Here is a 16,631-nt window from a genome sequence, read left to right as displayed (position 1 = left end):
CGACGCCTCAGGAACCCGTGACGAAGGAACCGCCGGCCGGGCCGCCGAGCGCGTCGTGGCCGGGCCCGGCGGTGTGCAGGTGACTGTCGCCGATCCGGTCGAGCCCGGGCCGGACCAGTCCGCTGCGGGCGCCGTCGGAGTCGGGACCGGGAGTCTCGTTGCGCCCGCCGCCACCGCTGGGCCGACGGCCGTTCTCGCTGCTGCCGCCGTCACCACCGCCGTCACCACCACCACCACCGTCGCCGCCGCCGGAGCCGCCACCGCCGGGCCGGCGGCCGTTCTCGCTGCTGCTGCCCTCGCCTCCGCCGCCTCCGCCTTCGCCCCCGCCGCCGTCGCCTCCGCCTCCGCCTTCGCCCCCGCCGCCGGTGCCGCCACCGCCAGGCCGGCGGCCGTTCTCGCTGCTGCCGCCGTCACCACCGCCGTCACCACCACCACCACCACCACCGTCGCCGCCGCCGGAGCCGCCACCGCCGGGCCGGCGGCCGTTCTCGCTGCTGCTGCCGTCGCCGCCTCCGCCTCCGTCGCTGCCTCCGCCTCCGTCGCCGCCTCCGCCTCCGTCGCCACCGCCGGTGCCGCCGCTGCCGGGTCGGCGGCCGTTCTCGCTGCTGCTGCCGTCGCCGCCCCCGCCGCCGGAGTCGCCTCCACCGCCTTCGCCGCCGCCGTCGTCGCCCTCCGCGTAGATGCCGCCGTGCCCGAGGCCCTCGGCACCGCCCCCGTGGAAACCGCCGCCATGGCCACCGAACTCTCCGCCGAACCCGCCGCCGTGGCCGCCCTCGAACCCGTCGCCGAACCCTCCGCCGAAGCCGTCGCCGAGGCCGCCTTCGTGGCCGCCCCCGAACCCGTCGCCGAACCCTCCACCGAGCCCGTCGCCGAAGCCGCCGTCATGGCCGCCGAGCCCGGCCTCGCCGAAGCCCGTATCGCCGTCACCGAAGGAGCCGAAGTCCCCGAAGCCCCCGGCATCCCCGAAACCGCCGAAGTCGCCCGCGTCGCCCAGGCCACCCATGTCTCCCGGCTCGCCCGCGTCGCCGAGACCCCCGAGGTCGCCGAGGAGGGAGCCGTCGTCGCCGACGGGTGCGTCGCCGATCAGGCCGGTGAGGTCGGACGCCGTCGCGTCGAGCTGTCCGGCCAGGTCGCGGGAGTCACCCAGGGCGTCCGCCGCGTCGTGCGGGCCCGTCTCGACGGGCACGTCGTGGGCGGCCAGGGCGTGGGCCGCGTTGCCGAAGAACAGGGACGACTTGGACAGCCGTGCGTCGAGGGTGGCCGGTCCCTCGGCCGTGCTCGACTCCACGCGGAGCCGCCGCAGCTCGATGACCTGCTCGGGCGTCAGACCGAGTCGGCGTGCCACCTCGTCGGGGCTTCCGTCGAGTTGCTCCGCGAACGCGGGATCGACCGCCAGACGGGTCATGGCATCGCGAAAGGCGTCGTTGTCGGTCATGGCCTCACGTTCTCCGTCGGTACGCGTGCGCGCACGGTGCTTCCGGCGGGAAGTGGAGGGTCCCCCTGGTCGGTGGCATGGATGCCATTCCGGCCATCCCAACCGATGCCTACACGGAACCTTATAAAGGCTTTTGAGCACCCGGCGCAAGGGCTCAGGAGGGCCCAGGAGAGGACGTACCGCCTGCCGGTCATCGGTTCCGCAAACGAGTTTCGGCCAGTGGCGTTCACCACTGTCGGCCCGTGTCTCCCTTCGGCTCCGTACCTCCCTCCGGTCGTGCACCTCCTGCCCGTCCCGGAGGGGAGACCGTCCGGCCTTCCGGGGGCTGCCCTCGGAAGGCCGGTTCGGGGTGGCTGATGTACGGGCGGCATGGGCCAATGGCTCCGTCCGGTCACTGGTTCCGCTGTGGCGCTGGGCCAATGGCCCACCGTTTCGGCGGCGAGTTGAGCCGCCGTACCCCCTGCGGTCTATCCTTGTAGCCATCACATACCTTCGGCGCCGCGCAGCGCCGTCCGGCGACGAGGCCGGACAGGCCCGCGGTGCCTTCGTCGTGTCCGAGCCCCCACCACCCCAGGGGAACCTCGCGCGCGCCGAGGAACAGATCAAGGGGGGCGGATTGGCCGCCGTGCAGAAGTACTTCATGGCCCCGGATCCGGGGCTCGTCCGGCTCAGGACCTCGCTCCGTGCCGTCCTGGGCGTCGGGCTCGCGGTCGCCCTGTCCGAGCTGCTCGGGCTGTCCCTCGTCGCGTCCATCACCGCCGGGCTCGCCGCGCTGCTCGCCCTCTTCACGGTCGGCGACCCCACGGTGCGCCGGCAGGTCGTCACCACCGCCCTGCTGCCGACGGTCGGTTTTCCGGTGCTCGCCCTCGCGGCGCTCCTGCACGGCGCGCCGCTCCTGCGCGACGCGGCCTGGCTGCTCGTGATCTTCGCGGGCGTGTACGCGCGCCGCTGGGGGCCGCGCGGACACGCGCTCGGCATCTTCGCCTTCATGCAGTTCTTCGTGACCCAGTTCCTGCACGCCGTCCCCGCGCAGCTCCCCGAGCTGTACGCGGCCACCGGCATCGCCCTGGGCGCGGCCGGGACCGTGCGCTTCGTGCTGTGGCCCCTCGAGCGTCGGGTCCCGCCGCCGGCGGCGCCCGCCCCGCTGCCCGGGACGGGACTGGCCCGGGCCACCACCCGCCAGGCCGTCCAGGTCACCGTCGCCTCGGGGGCGGCCCTCGTCATCGGCCAGTTCCTCTCGGAGCAGCGCTGGTACTGGGCCGTCGGCACCGTCTGGTGGATCTTCGTCAACACGGCCTCGCGGGGCGAGACGCTCGTACGGGGCTTCCGCCGCGTCCTCGGCACCGTCACCGGCATCGCCGCCGGATTCCTCATCGCCGTCCCGCTGGGCGGGGCGCCCGTCGCCACCGCGGTGCTGGTCGCCGTGTGCGTGTTCGGGATCTTCTACGCCGCCCCCGTGTCGTACAGCTGGATGATCCTGGCGGTCACCGTGATGGCCAGCCTGCTCTACGGACTCCTCGGGGTGCTGGACGGCGCGCTGCTCCTCCTGCGCGTGACCGAGACCGGCGTCGGCGCCGTGTGCGCCGCTCTTGCCGTGACGCTGGTCCTTCCCGTGCGGACGCACACGACGAACGACGCGTGGATCCAGCGGGCGCTCCTCTGCGTCCGGTCCGCCACCTCGGCGTCCGTCCGGCGTCTCGCCGGCGAGGAGGCCGCCGACCCGACGCCGCACGCCGCCGAGCTGGAGGCGCTTCTCGGGCGCGTGCGGCTCTCGCTGGCTCCGCTGGTGCACCCGCTGACCCCCTTCACGGGGAGGAAGCAGCGGGCGCGCCGCGTCCTCGGGCTCCTCGACGAGGCGGCCGCGGAGGTGCGGGGCCTGGTCGCCGTGGCCGCCGACCCGGACGCCAGTCACGACGCCCGCCTGGCCGCCGCCTGCTGGCGGGTCGAGGCCGCCGTGGAGGCCCTCACTTCCGGCGAAGGGGGCGCGATGGAGCTGGAGGGGCACTTCCGGGCCGAGACCGACGTCCCTCACGTGGGCGCGCCGGCTCTCGCCCACGCCAGGGGACTGGCTCGCGTGCTCACGGAGCTGGACGCTCCGCTGCGGACTCCGCCCGGCGCCTGGGCGGTCCGTTCCTGACGGGGCTCTGTAGCGCCAGGTGCCCGGCTCGTCCGCTCGGACGCGCCGGGCACCGCCGTTTGGTCTAGACCGACTGCTACCGTCGGCGCCACGAGACGACGGCCGGTCGACCGCGACCGGCCCCGGGGCAGGGGAGGCGCCGTGGGCGGCACAGGGACGGATCAGGGCCGGAGCGGGGTACGGGCGTACATCGGCTCCTTCACCTCGGCGGGCGGCCTCGGGGTCCTCGCCGCCGACGTCGACGAGGAGACCGGCGCGCTGACCGTCACCGGCGGCAGCGACGCCGTCGCCGACCCCTCCTTCCTCGCCCTCGCCGGCCCCGTGCTCCACGCCGTGTCCGAGACCGAGGCGGGCGCCGTGGCCGCCTTCGACGTCACCGGGCCCGCGCCCGAGCCGCTCGGCGCCCCCGTGCCCGTCGACGGAGCCGGACCCACCCACCTGGCGCTCGCCGCCGGGCACCTCCTCACCGCCAACTACACCTCCGGCAGCGTCACCGCCCTGCCCCTCGCCGAGGACGGCACCGCCCGCCCCGCCACCGCTGTCCTGCGCCACGAGGGCAGCGGCCCCGTCGCCGACCGCCAGAGCGGCCCGCACGCCCACCAGGTGCTCCCCGATCCCAGCGGCGGCTGGGTCGTCAGCGTGGACCTCGGCACCGACTCCGTACGGATCTGCGCCCTCGACCCCGCGACCGGGGAGCTCACCCTCCACGGCGAGACCGCGCTGCGCCCCGGCACCGGACCGCGCCACCTCGCCTTCCATCCGGCCGGCACGCACGCGTACGTCCTGAACGAGCTGGAGCCCACCCTCACCGTCTGCCGCTGGGACGCCGCGAAGGGCGTGCTCGCACCGCTCGCCGAGACCCCCGTCGTCCCCGGCGGTACCACCGGCCCCAGCCACCCCTCCGAGGTGGTCGTCGCCCCCGACGGCCGCTTCCTCTGGGCCGCCGTGCGCGGCGACGACACCCTCGCCGTGCTCGCCCTCGACGCCGACGGCGCCGGGGCCCGTCTCGTCGCCACCGTGCCCTGCGGCGGCACCTGGCCCCGCGACCTGACCCTCGATCCCTCCGGCAGGCGCCTGTACGCGGCGAACGAGCGCTCCGGCGACGTCACCTGGTTCACCCTCGACCCGGAGAGCGGGATCCCGTCGCGCGCGGGCTCGATCGAGGCCCCCGCCGCCTCCTGCGTCGTCTTCGGCTGAGCCGCCGCACTCCCGCAGGACACGACGAAGGGCCCGCACCGGACGATTCCGGAGCGGGCCCTTCCGTACGAGGCGGGGTCGCGGCCTCAGAGCGAGGGCGCGCCCTGCGGCTGCTGCGGCGGAATGCCGAGGGCGGCCGTGTACTGCGAGAGCACCAGCTTGCCGATGGCCGGGTAGGCACCCAGCGGCTCGGCGGCGGCGCACCCGGCCTCCTTCGAGGCCTCGTCGAGGAGACCGTCGGCCAGCTCGGGGCCGATCAGGTACGGGGCGAGGGCCAGCTGCTCCGCACCGGCGGCGCGCAGCTGCTCGGCCACGGAGGCGATGGAACCCTCCTGGTCGAGCGCGGCGGCCATCACCGGGACGGCGAGGCGCGCGGCGAGCAGCATGCCGGTGATCCCGGCGGCCTGCACGGCCTCCTCGCCACCGACCGTGGCCAGGATGATGCCGTCGGCGGCCGTCGCGACCGTGAACAGCCTGGCCCGGTCGGCGCGGGCCAGACCGGCCTCGGAGAGGCGCACGTGCAGCGCCTCGGCGAGCAGCGGGTGCGGGCCGAGGACGTCGGTCAGCTCGGCGGTGTTGCCACCGTCCATGAGGCCCTGGCGCACCTGGCGCATCTGGGCGCTGTCCGGGCCCGCGAGCAGCGGGACGACGACCGCGGCCGGGCCCGTCGGGGCGGTGGCCTCGCGGCCGGCGGCCAGGGCCAGCTCGTACCGCTCGGTGCGCAGCTTCTCGGCCGCCGTGAGGACGGTCGCGAGCGAGGGGTACTCGGTGTCGTCGCCCTCCAGGAAGCCGATCGCGGCCTCCAGGCCGGGCAGCTCGGAGCGGGCGATGCTCACGACCTCCTCGGCCAGTGAGCGTATGGCGGCGGACGGCGCGCCGGGCACGGCGAGAACCAGTGCGGGAGCGCCCTCGGGCGCCGCCGCGGGTTCGGGGCGACGGTGCCGCCCGGACTGGCGGGGTCGAGGCATTCGTACAGGCAGGCCGGAAGCAGGCCCAGTGGGGGAGCTCATGGCGCCGCATGCTACTGGTTTCGCCTGCCGCGCAGTTGGCTGAGGTGCGGTCACGCGCCTTCTGCCCCTCTATGTCCGCTCTCGGCCGTGGCTTCCGTTCCGTTTCCCTTTTCCCCTCGTACCGTCAGAGCCGGATCGGCCCTCTGCGCACCGCCTCCCAGCTGGCCGGACGGGCCGCCTAGCCCGCCCCGACGCCGAACAGGCGGAGCAAGGAGGGATCTTCCGGCAGGCGCAGGGTTCCGGTGGCGAGCGCGGAGGCGAGCGCGACGGCCCCGGCGAGCGGATCTCCCGCCGGCTCCACCGTCCGCGCCTGCGGCAGCAGCTCCCCGAGCGCGGCCCGCAGCGGTACGAGCAAGGGGTCGCCCATCTTGAAGAGTCCCCCGGTGAGCGCCACCAGGGCCCCCGGCTCCGCCGGGCAGGCCGCCTCGGCGGCCTCGGCGATGTGCGCGCCGGCCCGCGCGAGGATGCCGGCCGCCACGGGATCCGTCGCGGCGCACCGCCCCACCTCGGGGGCGAAGGAGGCGAGCACCGCGGGCCGGTCCGTACGCGGGTACAGCACGCCCGGCAGTCCGGCCGCAGGACCGAAGAGCTTCTCGGCCCGCGTCAGCAGCGCCGCCGAGCCCCCGCGCCGCCCGTCGTGCGCGCGCATCGCCGCCTCCAGGCCCGCCCGGCCGATCCAGGCGCCGCTGCCGCAGTCGCCGAGCAGGTGCCCCCAGCCGTCGGCCCGCCGCCAGGACGTCAGATCCGTGCCGAGGGCGATCAGCCCCGTACCGCCCGCGACGACGGCGCCCGCCCGCTGCCCGAGCGCCCCGGCGTACGCGGTGACCGCGTCGGCCGCGAGGGCGAGCCGGCGCACGCCCCATGCCTCCGCGAAGGCGCCCGGCAGTCCGGCCCGCAGCTCGTCCCCGAGGGTCGCCATCCCGGCGGCGCCCACGGCCACGGCGACGACCGGAGGCGCACCGACCCGCTCCCGCAGGGCGGCGACGGCGGGCAGGACCTGCTCCAGGAAGTGACCGGCGGAGATCCCGCCGGGCCCCGTCCGCACCGGCTCCCGGGAGGAGACGGTCTCCAGGACGGCGCCGCTCGCGGCCTCGGCCAGGGCGATCCGGAGCCCCGAGCCTCCGGAGTCGACGCCGACGACAAGGCCCTCGAAGGGTTCGTTCACGGAAACCACGGTGCACCATCCTCGAAGACGTGCGCGGGAGCGGGCGGAGGTCCGGGCCGGACCGGGTTGTCAGCGTAGGCCGGTAGAGTGACGGACCGTGACAGCGCGACCCTTGAACGAACTGGTGGAGCCCGGCTGGGCGGAGGCCCTGAGCCCCGTGGCGGGGCGTATCGCCGCGATGGGCGACTTCCTGCGGGCGGAGATCGCCGCGGGCCGGACGTACCTGCCCGCCGGACAGAACGTGCTGCGGGCCTTCCAGCAGCCCTTCGACGACGTGCGGGTCCTGATCGTGGGTCAGGATCCGTACCACACGCCGGGGATGGCGATGGGGCTCAGCTTCTCGGTCGCGCCCGAGGTCCGCTCGCTGCCCCCCAGCCTGGAGAACATCTTCCGGGAGCTGCACACCGACCTCGGTCTGCCCCGGCCGTCGAACGGCGACCTGACGCCGTGGACCCGCCAGGGCGTCCTGCTGCTCAACAGGGCGCTGACCACGGCCCCGCGCAAGGCGGGCGCCCACCGGGGCAAGGGCTGGGAAGAGGTGACCGAGCAGGCCATCCGCGCGCTGGCCGCCCGGGGCAAGCCCCTGGTGTCGATCCTCTGGGGCAGCGACGCCCGCAGGGCCCGCCCGCTCCTCGGCAACCTGCCGGTGATCGAGTCCGCGCACCCCTCCCCGATGTCGGCGGACCGGGGCTTCTTCGGCTCCCGCCCGTTCAGCCGGGCGAACGAGCTGCTGGTGAGCCAGGGCGCGCAGCCGGTGGACTGGCGCCTGCCCTGAGCCCGGAGGGGCGCCGGCCGGACCGGCGCCCCGATCAGCGGGTCAGACCCGCTTGAAGTAGAACTTCTGGTTGGGCTGGTAGGTGCAGTCCCACAGCCGCGCCGGGGCGCCGTTGTCGACGCGCCAGTCGGCGACCTCCAGGCACTTGCCGGAGGTGTGCGTGGGCTGGAGCTGGAAGACGCCGTCGAGGACGAGGTCCTGGGCCTGCGCGGGCGCGGCCGTGAGTCCGAAGAGCATGCCGACGGTGGCCGCGAGCACGAGCAGGCCGCGGCGGGCGTGGGAGAACAGGCTGAGCTCCATGGTCCTCTGCAATCAGGGAGGCCCCGGCCGACGGCCGGGAGAGCGGCCTCGTGATCGCATGCCTGTGCGAACGAACTTCCTTTCCTGTACGCGGATTTGACCAAGATCGGCGGAATCCGCCATTCCGTCAGATCACGGCCGCCCGCACGCACAGCACGTCCGGCAGGTGCTCCGCGAGCAGCTGCCAGCTGTCCCCGTCGTCGGCGCTCGCGTACACCTCGCCGTTGCGGTTGCCGAAGTAGACGCCCGCCGGGTCCGCGTCGTCCGTGCAGAGCGCGTCCCGGAGCACCGTGCCGTAGTGGTCGGCCTCGGGCAGTCCCCGGGTCAGCGGCTCCCAGGTCCCGCCCGCGTCCGTCGTGCGGTAGACCCGGCAGCGGCGGCCCGCCGGGACCCGGTCGGAGTCGGCGGTGATCGGGAAGACGTAGGCGGTGTCGGGGCGGTGGGGGTGCGCGGCGATCGCGAACCCGAAGTCGGAGGGGAGCCCCGAGCCGATGTCGGTCCAGCTCGCGCCCGCGTCGTCGCTGCGGAAGACCCCCCAGTGGTTCTGGAGGTAGAGCCGGTCCTTGTCGCCCGCGTCCTGGGCGATCTTGTGGACGCACTGCCCGAACTCGGGGTGCGGGTCGGGCAGGAAGACGGCCGACACCCCCTGGTTGGAAGGCGCCCACGCGGCCCCGCCGTCCCGCGAGCGGAACACCCCCGCGGTCGACACCGCGACCGCCAGCGCGTCCGGGTCGCGCGGATCGGTGACGACGGTGTGCACGGCCTCGCCGCCTCCGCCGGGCACCCACTTCGAGCGCGTCGGGTGCTCCCAGAGCGGACGGACGAGCTCGAAGGACTCGCCGCCGTCCGCCGACCGGAAGAGCGCGGCCGGCTCCGTCCCCGCGTACACGACGTCGGGGGAGTGCTCCGGTGCCGGGTGCAGCTGCCAGACGCGCTCCAGGGAGGCCCCGGTGTCCTCGGGGAACTTCACGGCGGGGCGGGCCGGTTCGGTCCACGTCCTGCCGAGGTCGTCGGAGTGGAAGACGGAGGGGCCCCAGTGCGCGCTGTCCCCGCCCGCGAGCAGGCGAGGGGTCGGCCGCCGGGTGTCGATGGCGACCGAGTACACCGCCTGCGCGGGGAAGCCGGGATCGTCGAACTCCCACCGTCCGTCCTGCCGTCGGCCGATGAAGAGACCCTTGCGGGTGCCCACGGTGAGAAGTACGTCGGGCATGACTGCCACCTCCAGGACGCCGTTGTCACTGATGCGGGCCAGTCTGCACCCGGCCACTGACAACGGCCCTCGGAGGCGCGCCGCGGTCAGATCGCCCAGGCGTACTGCGACGGCGCCGGGGTCGTCGCGCCCAGCTCGCGGGCGGCGCGGCGCGGCCAGGAGGCGTCGCGCAGCAGCTCGCGGCCGAGGAGGACCGCGTCGGCCTCGCCGTTGGCGAGGATCTTCTCGGCCTGCCCGCTCTCGGTGATCAGACCGACGGCGGCGACGGGCAGCCCGGTCTCCGCCTTGACGCGGGCGGCGAAGGGCACCTGGTAGCCGGGGCCCACCGGGATCCGGGCCGGTCCGCCGTTGCCGCCGCTGGAGACGTCGAGGAGGTCGACGCCGTGCTCGCGCAGGAGGGCGGCGAACCGTACGGTCTCGTCGACCGTCCAGCCCTGCTCCTCCAGCCAGTCGGTCGCGGAGATGCGGAAGAAGAGGGGCAGTTCCTCGGGCCAGACGGCCCGCACCGCGTCGACGACCTCCAGGGCGAGACGGGTCCGGTTCTCGAACGAGCCGCCGTACGCGTCCGTGCGGTGGTTGCTGTGCGGGGAGAGGAACTCGCCGATGAGGTAGCCGTGCGCCCCGTGCACCTCCAGGACCTCGAAGCCGGCCGCCAGGGCGCGCCGGGCCGCGTCCGCGAACTGCCCGGTGATCTCCCGGATCCGCTCCGCGGTCAGCTCGGTCGGTACGGGGTGGGCCTCGTCGAACGCGACCGGGCTGGGGCCGACGGGCTGCCAGCCCTCGCTCGGGTCGACCGGGCCGCGGCCCTGCCAGGGCCGGTTGGTGGAGGCCTTGCGGCCGGCGTGGCCGATCTGGATGCCGGGCACGGTGCCGTGCTCCTTGAGGAAGCCGGAGATCCGCCGCAGTCCTTCGACCTGGGTGTCGTTCCAGAGGCCGAGGTCCGCCGGGCTGATGCGGCCCTCGGGGGAGACGGCGGTCGCCTCGACGAGGATCAGTCCGGCGCCGCCGGTGGCACGGGCCGCGTAGTGGGCGAAGTGCCAGTCGCCCGCCACGCCCGCGTTCGGTCCGCTCGTCTCCGCCGAGTACTGGCACATGGGCGCCATCCAGACCCGGTTGGGCACGGTCAGGGAACGCAGGGCGTAGGGCTCGAACAGGGCGACGCTCATGACGGACTCCGTTTCGGGGTGCCTCGAAGGTACTCGTACGATACTCATCGTAGTACGGCGCCTGTCAAACTACGAGGGCTCTCGTACAATGGGTCGCATCCCGGATGAAGTGGAGCCGCCGCCATGACGACCACCACCAGCCCGCGCGTCCTCGAACACCCCACGCGCGACCAGATCCGCCTCGAAGAGGTGCTGCACGCGCTCGCGGACGCCGTGCGTCTGCAGATCGTGCGGGACATGGCGCGCGAGGACACCGAACTCAGCTGCTCGTACTTCGACCTCCCGGTGACCAAGTCCACGACCACGCACCACTTCCGGGTGCTCCGCGAGAGCGGTGTGATCCGGCAGATGTACCGGGGCACGGCCAAGCTCAACTGCCTGCGCAGGAGCGACCTCGACGCCCTCTTCCCCGGCCTCCTCGACTCCGTCCTGTCCGCCGCCGGCGCCCAGGCCGACCGCGAGGGGGAGACGGCCTGACGGCCGCCACCCCTCGAAGGCGCATCCGGCTACCGCACCCGACTGCCGCATCCGGCTACAGGGAGCGCATCCGGTCGATCTCCGCGGTCTGCTGGGCGATCACGTCGTTCGCCATCTCCTCCACGAGGACGTTGTTCCCCTCGCTCAGCACCTCGGCGGCCATCGTCACCGCCCCCTCGTGGTGCGTGATCATGAGCTTCAGGAAGAGCTCGTCGAAGGCCTTCCCCTTCGCGCCCCTCAGCTCCTTCAGCTGGTCCTCGGTCGCCATGCCCGGCATCGAGTGATGGTCATGGGCGCCCTGTGCGCGCGGACCGCCGTTGTTTTTCAGCCAACCTTCCATCGCGCCGATCTCCGGCCGCTGCGCCGCCGCGATCCGCTCGGCCACCTTCTTCACCTGGGGGGACGACGCCCGCTGCGGAACCAGCTCCGTCATCGTCAGGGCCTGCCGGTGGTGCACCACCATCATCTGCACGTAGCGGAAGTCCGCGCCGTTCGGGCTCTCGTCGGGGAGCAGTCGGGCGGCCTCCTCGGGGGATATCCGCCGGGCCGGTTCACCCGGCTTCCCCGGTGCCACCACCGACGGCCCGGTCGAGCCCTCGGCCTGCGGCGCGCCCTTGCCGGGCCCCGACTCGCAGGCGCCCAGGGCGAGTGCGGCGACGGCGGACAGGGCCACGGCGGCGACGACACGCTGACGGCGGATCAACAACGCGACCTCCAGGGGTTCTTACGGGGACAGTGACCGTTCCTAGCACTTTCTCGTCTTGACCGATCAAAAACCTTCATTACGTCTCTGTTGCCATCTGTTGAGATGAGCACGGCAAGGAAGATACTGCCGGGGTCCAACACCCGTTCAAAGCTGAACGGATACCAGGGAGGACGGAGTGACTTCGTTGCGTACCCCGCGTACCACGTCCGACACGCGCGACCCGCGTGCCCGGTTCAGACACCTGGGTGTGGCATCGGCCGCCGCCGGGCTGCTGGCCGCCATGCTCGTGGCAGGACCCGCGGCCGCCACCCCCGACCCCGGAGACGCCGCCCCCGCACAGGAGGCCGTCTCCTCCCAGGAAGCTGCCGAGGCGCGCGCCGCCATCCAGAGCGGCGAGATACCCGGCGTGGACGAGATCGTCCACAGCTCCAACATCGAGCACCTCGCGAACGTCCCCAAGGACGCCCTCAAGAGCCTCAACTCGGACCTCGCCTTCCAGGGCAAGTACGCCTTCGCCGGCAACTACGACGGCTTCCGGATCTACGACATCAGCGACCCGAAGGCCCCGAAGACCGTCGCGCAGGTCCTCTGCCCGGGCTCCCAGAACGACATCTCCGTCTCCGGGAACCTCGTCTTCCTCTCCACCGACTCCTCCCGGAGCGACAACTCGTGCGCCAGCACGACGCAGCCCGCCTCGGTCAAGGAATCCTGGGAGGGCATGAAGATCTTCGACATCAGCGACATCACCAACCCGAAGTACGTCGCCGCCGTCGAGACCAACTGCGGTTCCCACACCCACACGATCGTGCCCAAGGGCAAGAACGTGTACATCTACGTCTCCTCCTACTCGCCCAACGCGGCCTTCCCGGACTGCCAGCCCCCGCACGACGGCATCTCCGTCATCAAGGTGCCCCGCAAGGCGCCCGAGCAGGCGGCGGTCGTCAACTTCCCCGTCCTCTTCCCGGGCGAGGGCCCGGACGGCGGCGGCAACCCGGGCGCGCCCACCAACCCGGGCGTCTCCAAGACCACCGGCTGCCACGACATCACCGTGCTGCCGTCGCAGGACCTCGCGGCCGGTGCCTGCATGGGTGACGGCATCCTCTTCGACATCAAGGACCCCGAGCACCCGCGCGTGCTCGACCAGGTCGAGGACAACGTCAACTTCGCGTTCTGGCACTCCGCGACCTTCAACCAGAAGGCGAACAAGGTCGTCTTCACCGACGAGCTCGGCGGCGGCGGCGCCGCCACCTGCAACGCCGCGGTCGGCCCGAACCGGGGCGCCGACGGCATCTACGACATCGTCGGCAAGGGCGACCAGCGCAAGCTCGTCTTCCGCAGCTACTTCAAGATCCCGCGCCACCAGGCCGACACCGAGAACTGCGTCGCCCACAACGGCTCGCTGATCCCGGTCAAGGGCAAGGACCTCATGGTCCAGGCCTGGTACCAGGGCGGCGTCTCCGTCTGGGACTTCACCGACTCCTCCGCCCCGAAGGAGATCGCCTACTTCGAGCGCGGCCCGCTGTCCGCCACCACCATGGCGACGGGCGGCTCCTGGTCGGCGTACTACTACAACGGCTACATCTACTCGAACGACATCGCGAAGGGCTTCGACGTCCTGAAGCTCTCCGACCGTCGTACCGACCCGGCGAAGCGGATCCGGATGGACGAGCTCAACGTCCAGAGCCAGCCGGACTACTTCGACGACTTCTAGGACCGGTCACCGCTTCACGACCGCGGCGTGCCGTCGGGCGGACCCCCGTCCGGCGGCATGCCCGCCTCCCAGTCGAGCCCGTACCGGTGGAACAGCTCCGAACGCAGGCGCGCCAGCGGCATCGGGGCCCCCGGCAGCAGCACCGCCACCACCGCGCCCATCAGCAGGGCGCGCAGCAGCGGATAGTCGGTGTCCACGTCCGCGGAGCCGTACCGCGTGACCGTGTCCCGCAGCAGGAAGGCCAGGCGCTGCTGCTCCTCGCACTGCACGAACCCGTCGGCCTGCAGGATGCCCGCCATGTGGGTCCGCATCAGGGTGGGCCGCGTCACCGCGAGCCCCAGGATCGCGTCGATCGCCCGGGCCAGCCGCTCGCGGCCGTCCTCCGTGCGCGGCTCGCGTTCGAGCGCCTCCTCCAGGGTGAGGTGCATCAGCCGGTGCACCGCCGCCTGGAGCAGCTGCCGCTTGCCGGGGAAGTAGTACGAGATCAGCCCCCGCGCCGTACCGGCCCGCTCCGCTATGTCGCCGAGCGTGGTCGCCTCGTAGCCGTGGGCGTCGATCAGCTCCACGGTGGCCTGGAGAATCCGCTCCCGCGACCGGCGCCGAAGCTCTTCATTGACCGATGGGCTACGCGGGGACATGCTGGACTCCTGCGTTGACTGGCTGCCGGCCAATATACTCGGCGCATCCCGTCGGCATGTCCGTGTGGCATACCGCCGGGGATGCCGTCTGTTCTGGGCGACACGGGGGATCGTCCAGAACAGGCGGCTTCATCGTCTTTCTCCCATTCTTCCGCGCCGCTCGCTCCAGCGGTACGTGAGCACGGCCGCGGTCACACAGCACCAGCCGAGCAGCCAGCCCTCGACGACGTCCGAGGGCCAGTGCACGCCCAGGTAGACCCGCGTCCAGCCCACCCCGAGCACCGAGACGACGGCGACGCCCGTCAGGGTGCCCCAGCCGCGCCACTCCTCCCGCCAGTGCAGGGCGAGCACCCACAGCAGCAGCCCGAAGGTGACCGTCGCCGTCATCGCGTGCCCCGACGGGAAGGCGGCGTAGTGCGCCGAGTCCACCGGGTCGGTCCACTGCGGCCGCTCCCGCCCCACCAGGTCCTTGACGGCCTGCTGGAGCCCGGCGGCCAGCAGGCTCGTCCCGGCCACCCACAGCGCCGCCCGCCGGTCCCGCCGCCACCACAGCAGCACCGCGGTGACGGCGGCCAGGGCGCGCATCGTCCACGGGTCCCACACCCAGTCGGTGAGGACACGGTTGACGTGGGTGAACCCGGGGTGGGCGAGGGCGTTGCGGTGGAGCGCCTCGGCGACCGAGCGGTCGAAGGAGAGCAGCGGCGACCACTCCACGGCGACGAGCACGAGCAGAATCAGAGCCAGGACCCCGGAGACCAGGGCGGAGGTGCGCATGCGCCGATCCTGCCCGACGATCGCCCCCGCGCCGCCCTCCGACCGACCCACGCGCGTCGCCCTCCGGGCGGCTTCGACTGTGCGCGGCGTGGGGCCCGCCGTCCCGGCCGCGTCGACTGCGCGCGCCGCGGAGCATGCTGTCGGGGCCGCGTCGGCTGTGCGCGCTATGGAGCCTGCTGTGCGAGCCCTGCCCGCCATGAGAGGCGTGGGGCCCGCCGTCTCGCCCGCGGCGGTCGCGCGCGCTGCGGGTTCCGGTGTTCGGGGTCCGTCCGTCGTGCGCGGCGTCATCCGGCGCTATCCCAGCGCGCGGAGCGCCGGCACGAAGGCCACGAGTACGGGGACCACGGGCACCAGGGACGCGGCCGCCGTCAGCCGGAGCCGGCGTCCGGCGGTGAGGCGGGGCGTCGCGGCCAGCAGCCGGTTCACCCGCTGCGGCAGATCGGCGGCGGGGGCCGGGCCGGGGCCGAACACTCCCCGGTCCTCGTTCAGTTCGACCAGCGCGAGCGCGGTCGTCAGCCGGCCGAAGCGGCGCGAGGCCACGTCGTCGGCGGCCAGCTCCACCAGGCGGTGCATCTCCTCGCGGAAGGCCGCGAAGACCGGGATCCCCGGGAATCCGGCGGCCAGCGCCCCCGAGCCGTGCAGCAGCCAGTCGTGCCGGGCCCGGGCGTGGCCCTGCTCGTGCGCGAGGACCGCGTCCAGCTGACGGCCCTTCAACCGCCGCAGCGCCGCCGTCGTGATGACCAGCCGGGGCGTCGCCCCCGCCATCCACCAGGCGTCCGCCCGCTCGTCCTCCAGGACGACGAGCCGCTCGCTGCCCGGCCGCTCCCCGGGCAGCAGGGGCGCGCGGACGAGCAGATCGCAGCGGCGCTGTCTGCGCCGGGCGCGGGCCCGGCCGATCTCCCGGCCCAGCATCGCCCCGGACCAGAGCCCGCCGGCCGCGAGGACCACCGCGAGCACCGCGGACCAGGGTCCCGAGGTGCCCAGTTCGTACGCGTCGACCACCGCGCGCGGCGCGCCCGCGAAGACCTGTCCCCGGACGGCCTGCCAGGCCGCGGACGCACTGAACGTCATGGAGAGCGCGAAGCTCAGCAGCACCGCGGCCACCACGCACTGCCACACCCACAGGGCCACCACGGGTTCTCGCTCCACCCAGTCCGCCCGGGACAGCAGCCGGGGGGCGGCGAGGGCGGTCAGGACGCCGAGCAGGAACAGCGCGAGGGAGACCCACATGGCGTCAGCCTATGAGCGCGGTACTCGCCGGGGTATGGGCTGGGACGGCAAGTGACGTACGCCACGGTTTGGTTGGCCGGAAGGTGCTGTCATCGGACCGGATCCCACGAGGGCCTCACAGCGTCACCAGCATCGCGAGCATCGCGAGCGCCATCGAGAGCCGGCAGGCGAGCGTCAGCTCCGGTCCGGTCACCCAGGCGGGACCCGGGCCGCCGGCGGTCGCCGCCACCGGCACGAGCCGCGCCCCCGAGCGGAGCACGTACGCCGTGTAATAGAGGAGGAGCCCGGCCGTGAGCACGGGTATGCCACCCACCGCCCCCGCCGCGTGCCCCGCCGCGTGCCCCGCCGTGTGCCCCGCGTGCGCCCCCGCCGCGCCGGGCGCCGCCATCGCCACCGCCATGTAGACCATGGCGAGCGAGCCCACCAGGTGGTGCAGATGATGGCCGCCGTGCCGCACCGCGAGGAGGCCGTGCAGCGTCGCCGCGCCGAACACCGCCGCGTACACCGCCCAGCCCCACTCCGGTGGGGTCAGGACGGCGGCGGGCACCGCCATGGACGCCATTCCGAAGCTCATCACCGCCTCGCCGCCCGCGGCCTTCCGCTCCGCACCGGCGCAGACGCGCATCCGCAGCAGGCAGTACACGCCCGTCGCCGCGCACAGCGCGACCAGCAACCACCCGGACAGGGCCGGTCCGTGCAC

Annotated in this window: 16 protein-coding genes; 5 read left to right on the top strand and 11 right to left on the bottom strand. The window is 73.8% G+C overall.

Translation table 11 applies throughout. The features are described 5' to 3' along the window. Nucleotides 1–7: 7 nt before the first annotated feature. Entirely contained in the window at nucleotides 8–1,435 is a 1,428-nt protein-coding gene (locus SVTN_RS44175) for a hypothetical protein (RefSeq protein ID WP_052498979.1), read from the bottom strand. 640 nt (nucleotides 1,436–2,075) lie between these two features. Between SVTN_RS44175 and SVTN_RS05075 the strand changes: the two genes are divergently transcribed. Next, nucleotides 2,076–3,572: an FUSC family protein gene (locus SVTN_RS05075; protein ID WP_041133600.1), complete on the top strand. Its 1,497-nt coding sequence runs from the start codon at nucleotides 2,076–2,078 to the stop codon at nucleotides 3,570–3,572. 141 nt (nucleotides 3,573–3,713) lie between these two features. Then, nucleotides 3,714–4,769, top strand: a complete 1,056-nt coding sequence (locus SVTN_RS05070) for a lactonase family protein (RefSeq protein WP_052498978.1) — start codon at nucleotides 3,714–3,716, stop codon at nucleotides 4,767–4,769. Between the two features lie 86 nt (nucleotides 4,770–4,855). On the opposite strand, the gene SVTN_RS05065 is transcribed toward SVTN_RS05070, so the two are convergent. Continuing rightward, nucleotides 4,856–5,779, bottom strand: a complete 924-nt coding sequence (locus tag SVTN_RS05065) for a sirohydrochlorin chelatase (RefSeq protein WP_041127975.1) — start codon at nucleotides 5,777–5,779, stop codon at nucleotides 4,856–4,858. A 178-nt stretch (nucleotides 5,780–5,957) separates the two neighbouring features. After that, nucleotides 5,958–6,953, bottom strand: a complete 996-nt coding sequence (locus SVTN_RS05060) for an N-acetylglucosamine kinase (protein WP_078908212.1) — start codon at nucleotides 6,951–6,953, stop codon at nucleotides 5,958–5,960. A gap of 88 nt (nucleotides 6,954–7,041) precedes the next feature. On the opposite strand from SVTN_RS05060, the gene SVTN_RS05055 reads away from it, so the two are divergent. After that, nucleotides 7,042–7,719, top strand: coding sequence for a uracil-DNA glycosylase (locus SVTN_RS05055; protein ID WP_041127973.1), 678 nt, complete (start codon nucleotides 7,042–7,044; stop codon nucleotides 7,717–7,719). A gap of 42 nt (nucleotides 7,720–7,761) precedes the next feature. Here SVTN_RS05055 and SVTN_RS05050 read toward each other — a convergent pair whose 3' ends face one another. The 3 genes from SVTN_RS05050 to SVTN_RS05040 form a co-directional block, all read right to left on the bottom strand. Beyond that, the gene (locus SVTN_RS05050) at nucleotides 7,762–8,019 is read right to left on the bottom strand and encodes an RICIN domain-containing protein (RefSeq protein WP_041127972.1); all 258 of its coding nucleotides are present in this window, start codon (nucleotides 8,017–8,019) and stop codon (nucleotides 7,762–7,764) included. A 127-nt stretch (nucleotides 8,020–8,146) separates the two neighbouring features. After that, a complete protein-coding gene (locus SVTN_RS05045; RefSeq protein WP_041127971.1) occupies nucleotides 8,147–9,229 on the bottom strand; it encodes a WD40/YVTN/BNR-like repeat-containing protein in 1,083 nt (360 codons plus the stop codon). Between the two features lie 86 nt (nucleotides 9,230–9,315). Next, nucleotides 9,316–10,395: an NADH:flavin oxidoreductase/NADH oxidase gene (locus SVTN_RS05040; RefSeq protein WP_041127970.1), complete on the bottom strand. Its 1,080-nt coding sequence runs from the start codon at nucleotides 10,393–10,395 to the stop codon at nucleotides 9,316–9,318. A gap of 123 nt (nucleotides 10,396–10,518) precedes the next feature. On the opposite strand from SVTN_RS05040, the gene SVTN_RS05035 reads away from it, so the two are divergent. After that, on the top strand, nucleotides 10,519–10,872 hold the full coding sequence (locus SVTN_RS05035) for an ArsR/SmtB family transcription factor (protein ID WP_041127969.1): 354 nt from the start codon (nucleotides 10,519–10,521) through the stop codon (nucleotides 10,870–10,872). Between the two features lie 55 nt (nucleotides 10,873–10,927). Here the strand turns inward: SVTN_RS05035 and SVTN_RS05030 are convergent, their stop codons facing one another. Beyond that, nucleotides 10,928–11,578 (bottom strand): DUF305 domain-containing protein, encoded by a 651-nt coding sequence (locus tag SVTN_RS05030; RefSeq protein ID WP_041127968.1) that lies wholly within the window; start codon nucleotides 11,576–11,578, stop codon nucleotides 10,928–10,930. Between the two features lie 280 nt (nucleotides 11,579–11,858). Here SVTN_RS05030 and SVTN_RS05025 point away from each other — a divergent pair, with 280 nt between their 5' ends. After that, nucleotides 11,859–13,289, top strand: a complete 1,431-nt coding sequence (locus tag SVTN_RS05025; protein ID WP_245727870.1) for an LVIVD repeat-containing protein — start codon at nucleotides 11,859–11,861, stop codon at nucleotides 13,287–13,289. A gap of 14 nt (nucleotides 13,290–13,303) precedes the next feature. Here the strand turns inward: SVTN_RS05025 and SVTN_RS05020 are convergent, their stop codons facing one another. From SVTN_RS05020 to SVTN_RS05005, 4 genes are all read right to left on the bottom strand, one after another. Next, nucleotides 13,304–13,927, bottom strand: a complete 624-nt coding sequence (locus SVTN_RS05020; RefSeq protein WP_052498976.1) for a TetR/AcrR family transcriptional regulator — start codon at nucleotides 13,925–13,927, stop codon at nucleotides 13,304–13,306. Between the two features lie 129 nt (nucleotides 13,928–14,056). Then, on the bottom strand, nucleotides 14,057–14,701 hold the full coding sequence (locus tag SVTN_RS05015) for a phosphatase PAP2 family protein (protein ID WP_041127966.1): 645 nt from the start codon (nucleotides 14,699–14,701) through the stop codon (nucleotides 14,057–14,059). Between the two features lie 294 nt (nucleotides 14,702–14,995). Continuing rightward, a complete protein-coding gene (locus SVTN_RS05010; protein WP_041127965.1) occupies nucleotides 14,996–15,931 on the bottom strand; it encodes a M56 family metallopeptidase in 936 nt (311 codons plus the stop codon). Between the two features lie 115 nt (nucleotides 15,932–16,046). Next, complete coding sequence (locus SVTN_RS05005) at nucleotides 16,047–16,631, bottom strand: DUF5134 domain-containing protein (protein ID WP_041127964.1); 585 nt, start codon at nucleotides 16,629–16,631, stop codon at nucleotides 16,047–16,049.

It is taken from the genome of Streptomyces vietnamensis (assembly GCF_000830005.1).
GTDB classification, from domain to species: domain Bacteria; phylum Actinomycetota; class Actinomycetes; order Streptomycetales; family Streptomycetaceae; genus Streptomyces; species Streptomyces vietnamensis.
Note: the sequence above shows the minus strand (reverse complement) of the source record. Positions and strands in the feature narration are given on the sequence as shown.

Excerpts from the sequence above, each read along its gene's own strand:
- SVTN_RS05050 (WP_041127972.1), bottom strand. The coding sequence starts at position 8,019 with ATGGAGCTCAGCCTGTTCTCCCACGCCCGCCGCGGCCTGCTCGTGCTC.
- SVTN_RS05015 (WP_041127966.1), bottom strand. The coding sequence starts at position 14,701 with ATGCGCACCTCCGCCCTGGTCTCCGGGGTCCTGGCTCTGATTCTGCTC.
- SVTN_RS05040 (WP_041127970.1), bottom strand. The coding sequence starts at position 10,395 with ATGAGCGTCGCCCTGTTCGAGCCCTACGCCCTGCGTTCCCTGACCGTG.
- SVTN_RS05075 (WP_041133600.1), top strand. The coding sequence starts at position 2,076 with ATGGCCCCGGATCCGGGGCTCGTCCGGCTCAGGACCTCGCTCCGTGCC.
- SVTN_RS05025 (WP_245727870.1), top strand. The coding sequence starts at position 11,859 with ATGCTCGTGGCAGGACCCGCGGCCGCCACCCCCGACCCCGGAGACGCC.
- SVTN_RS05035 (WP_041127969.1), top strand. The coding sequence starts at position 10,519 with ATGACGACCACCACCAGCCCGCGCGTCCTCGAACACCCCACGCGCGAC.
- SVTN_RS05010 (WP_041127965.1), bottom strand. The coding sequence starts at position 15,931 with ATGTGGGTCTCCCTCGCGCTGTTCCTGCTCGGCGTCCTGACCGCCCTC.
- SVTN_RS05045 (WP_041127971.1), bottom strand. The coding sequence starts at position 9,229 with ATGCCCGACGTACTTCTCACCGTGGGCACCCGCAAGGGTCTCTTCATC.
- SVTN_RS05065 (WP_041127975.1), bottom strand. The coding sequence starts at position 5,779 with ATGAGCTCCCCCACTGGGCCTGCTTCCGGCCTGCCTGTACGAATGCCT.
- SVTN_RS05020 (WP_052498976.1), bottom strand. The coding sequence starts at position 13,927 with ATGTCCCCGCGTAGCCCATCGGTCAATGAAGAGCTTCGGCGCCGGTCG.
- SVTN_RS44175 (WP_052498979.1), bottom strand. The coding sequence starts at position 1,435 with ATGACCGACAACGACGCCTTTCGCGATGCCATGACCCGTCTGGCGGTC.